This window comes from uncultured Chitinophaga sp., assembly GCF_937898475.1.
Classification (GTDB): domain Bacteria; phylum Bacteroidota; class Bacteroidia; order Chitinophagales; family Chitinophagaceae; genus Chitinophaga.
Genome location: NZ_CALEJS010000031.1, coordinates 1 through 3,425, shown reverse-complemented (window position 1 = coordinate 3,425; position 3,425 = coordinate 1). Strand labels below are relative to the sequence as shown.

Sequence of the window (3,425 nt, the reverse complement as noted above, 5' to 3'; positions counted from 1 at the left end):
TGCTTCAGAACAATGAATCGGATGTAAGTGCACAATTGCAATCGCTTGATAAGATTCGCATAAACAACTATAATCTTGTGGAAAGCGGCTCCAGCAAATTTGACCTGCTGTTCGCATTTTCTGAAACTGGCGATGGTATACAAGCCGCCATTGGCTACAACAGCGATCTTTATCATAAGGCCAGCATATCAAGAATGGCCAATCATCTTGAAGTACTGCTTGAGGCGCTTACTGCGGATCCCATTGTACCGGTCAGACAGCTAAGTTATCTCAATGAAGCAGAGCGCGGAAAGTTGTTAGCCTTTAACAATACCAATACCAATTATCCGCGGGAGCGTTCTATCGTCGAACTCTTTGAGGAACAGGTGAGCCAAACTCCGTATAAAACGGCTGTCATCTTTGAACAGATTCAGCTTTCCTACTCAGCACTTGATCAGCAAACCAGCGAACTGGCGGGTTGTCTTCAACAGCAATACCAGGTACAACCCGGAGACTTTGTCGGCATAATGATCGAGAGATCTCATAAAATGATCATTGCCGTCTTGTCGGTATTGAAGGCAGGAGCTGCTTATGTGCCTATCGATGTTGATTACCCACATTCCAGAAAAGAGTACATTATCAATGATGCAGCGATAAAAACGCTTATCACAGAGAACAGCTACACATCAGGCCTTGATTTCTATACCGGCAAAATATTCGACATTGATGCGGCAGTTGATACAACTGCTCAGGTACCGGCCTGTCGCGTGTTGCCTACAGCTCCAGCCTATGTGATGTACACATCCGGTTCCACAGGAGCTCCCAAAGGAGTACCCATATCGCATCGTGGTGTTGTCAGGCTCGTTAAGAATGCGAGTTATATGGATTTTCACCAGGAACAAACCCTGCTTGCTACGGGTGCCTTTGCTTTTGACGCTACCACTTTTGAGTACTGGAGCATGCTGCTCAATGGCGGATGCCTTATATTCTGTTCAAGAGAAGTACTGTTAGACCATCATCAACTTGCCACCCTGCTGCTGGGAAAAGGGGTAAATACTATCTTCCTTACCACAGGTTTTCTCAATCAACTGGTAGATAATCATATTGAACTCTTCAAAACAATCGAAGTTGTGCTGACAGGAGGTGATAAACTGTCGCCGGTCCATGTCAATACATTGCTCAGGAAATATCCACACTTATCTGTTATCAACTGTTACGGGCCTACGGAGAACGCCTCCTTCTCAACAACTTTCCGCATTGAAGAACAAATGGACCTTGTTCCAATTGGAAAACCTGTCAGCAATTCGCAGGTCTATATTGTTGACAGCCACCGTGCATTAGTGCCTATAGGTGTGGCCGGTGAAATATGTCTGGCAGGTGATGGACTGACAAGCGGCTACCTTAATAAGCCGGCGCTCACTGCTGAAAAGTTTATACCCAATCCCTTCAGGCCGGGAGAACTGATGTACACTTCAGGTGATTTAGGAAGATGGCTGCCCGATGGCAATATCGAGTTTCTGGGACGTAAGGACGAACAGGTAAAAATCAGGGGTTACCGCATTGAGCCCGGGGAAATTGAAAGCTGTCTGAAGGTCTTTACCGGTATTACAGACGCGGTAGTAATTGTAAAAAACAATAAGGCTGCGGAAAAGGAACTGGTAGCTTACCTGGTGGTCGCCGAACCAATCAATATTGTCGCTCTCAGGGATCATTTATCCAAACAGCTACCCTTTTATATGCTGCCCGATCACTATGTACAACTGGATGCGCTCCCCTTTAACGTTAATGGTAAAATAGATAAGAAGCAATTGCCCGATCCTGAAGGTATCAGCGTGGCAGGAGGCGTGGAATATATTGCTCCCCGGAATGAGACTGAAAAGCAACTGGTAAACATCTGGCAGGAGCTGCTGGGCAGAGAGCGCATCAGTGTGAAAGACAATTTTTTCGACATTGGCGGGCATAGCCTGAGAGCGACCAGGCTAATGAGCCAGATCTATAAAATCTTCGAGGTGAAGATCAGCCTGCGGGATCTGTTCACTATTGCCATACTGGAAGAACAGGCAGCGTTCATTGCTAAAGCGCAAAAATTGGCCTTCGTAGCTATTACGGCTGTTGATGCGCAGGCAGACTATCCCCTATCCTCTGCTCAGCGCAGATTATGGGTACTCAGTCAGCTGCAGGAAAGCAGCGTTGCTTATAATATGCCGGGAGCTTATACCCTGGAAGGAAAACTGGACTTTGACGCGCTTCAGCAGGCCTTCCGCAGCCTGGTAGAAAGACATGAGAGCCTGCGGACCATATTCCGGCAGAATAAGCAAGGTGAACCCAGACAACTGATCCTTCCGGCGGGAACAGCAGCGGATTTTTACATAACCTATAAAGACGTTTCACAGGAAACAGAAGAGGCATTACAACAATTCATCCGGGCAGACTTTCAACGGCCATTTGACCTCAGCAGGGGGCCCTTGCTGCGCGCCACCGTGTATCAGGTAGCGGATAAGCGCTGGGTATTTACCTATGTCATGCATCACATCTGCAGTGATGGCTGGTCAATGGGGGTATTTATCCAGGAGCTAATACAGCTTTATAAAGCATATGTTCAGGGCGAAGCGGCGCCTTTACAGCCATTGGCTATCCAGTATAAAGATTATGCTTCCTGGCAACAGCAACAGCTAAGCGGAGAACACCTGCAATTACACAGGAGCTACTGGCTTAAACAGTTCGAAGCGCCGCTTCCGGTGCTTGATATGCCATTGGACAAAAACCGTCCGGCAATCAAAACCTACAATGGAAGCAACATTAACTGGCGCATGGATGCCCATATAGCTTCAGGGCTCAAAGCCCTTTGCCGTAGTGAGGGCACTACACTTTTCTCAGGACTCCTGGCATCAGTGGGCATGCTGTTGCACCGCTATAGCCGGCAGAACGATATTATTATCGGAAGTCCCATAGCAGGCAGACAGCACGCCGACCTGGAAAAGCAGATCGGCTGCTATTTGAATACGCTGGCGCTGCGGCTCAAGCTGAATGAAAACAGTTCCTTCAGGGATCTCCTTGAACATACAAGCCAGGTTACTTTAGGCGCTTACGAGCACCAGGTATATCCTTTCGACCAGCTCGTGAATGAACTAGAGCTTGCAAAAGATATGAGCCGCAACGCATTGTTCGATGTAATGATCGTGTTGCAGAACAATGAGTTCAGCTTTGCATCCGCTGTGGAAGCGCCTGAAACATTGAAAATAAGCAGGTATACAGGTATAAATAGTGAGGCCAGTAAATTTGACCTACTTTTTGAATTCTTTGAGACCGGTGAAACAATCCTGGTTGTACTGAGGTATAACACTGACCTGTATACTGAAGTAACGATCAGCCGTATGGCAGATCACCTGCAGCGGTTGATGGAGGCGTTGATAGCACAGCCCCTGACGCCTCTTAAGCAGTTAAAC

General features: G+C 47.4%; 1 protein-coding gene. It reads left to right on the top strand.

What is annotated here, in order from left to right; all coding sequences use genetic code 11:
- Positions 1-3,425, top strand: a 3,425-nt coding sequence (locus Q0577_RS19565; protein WP_298739283.1) for an amino acid adenylation domain-containing protein, incomplete at both ends; no start/stop codon positions are given.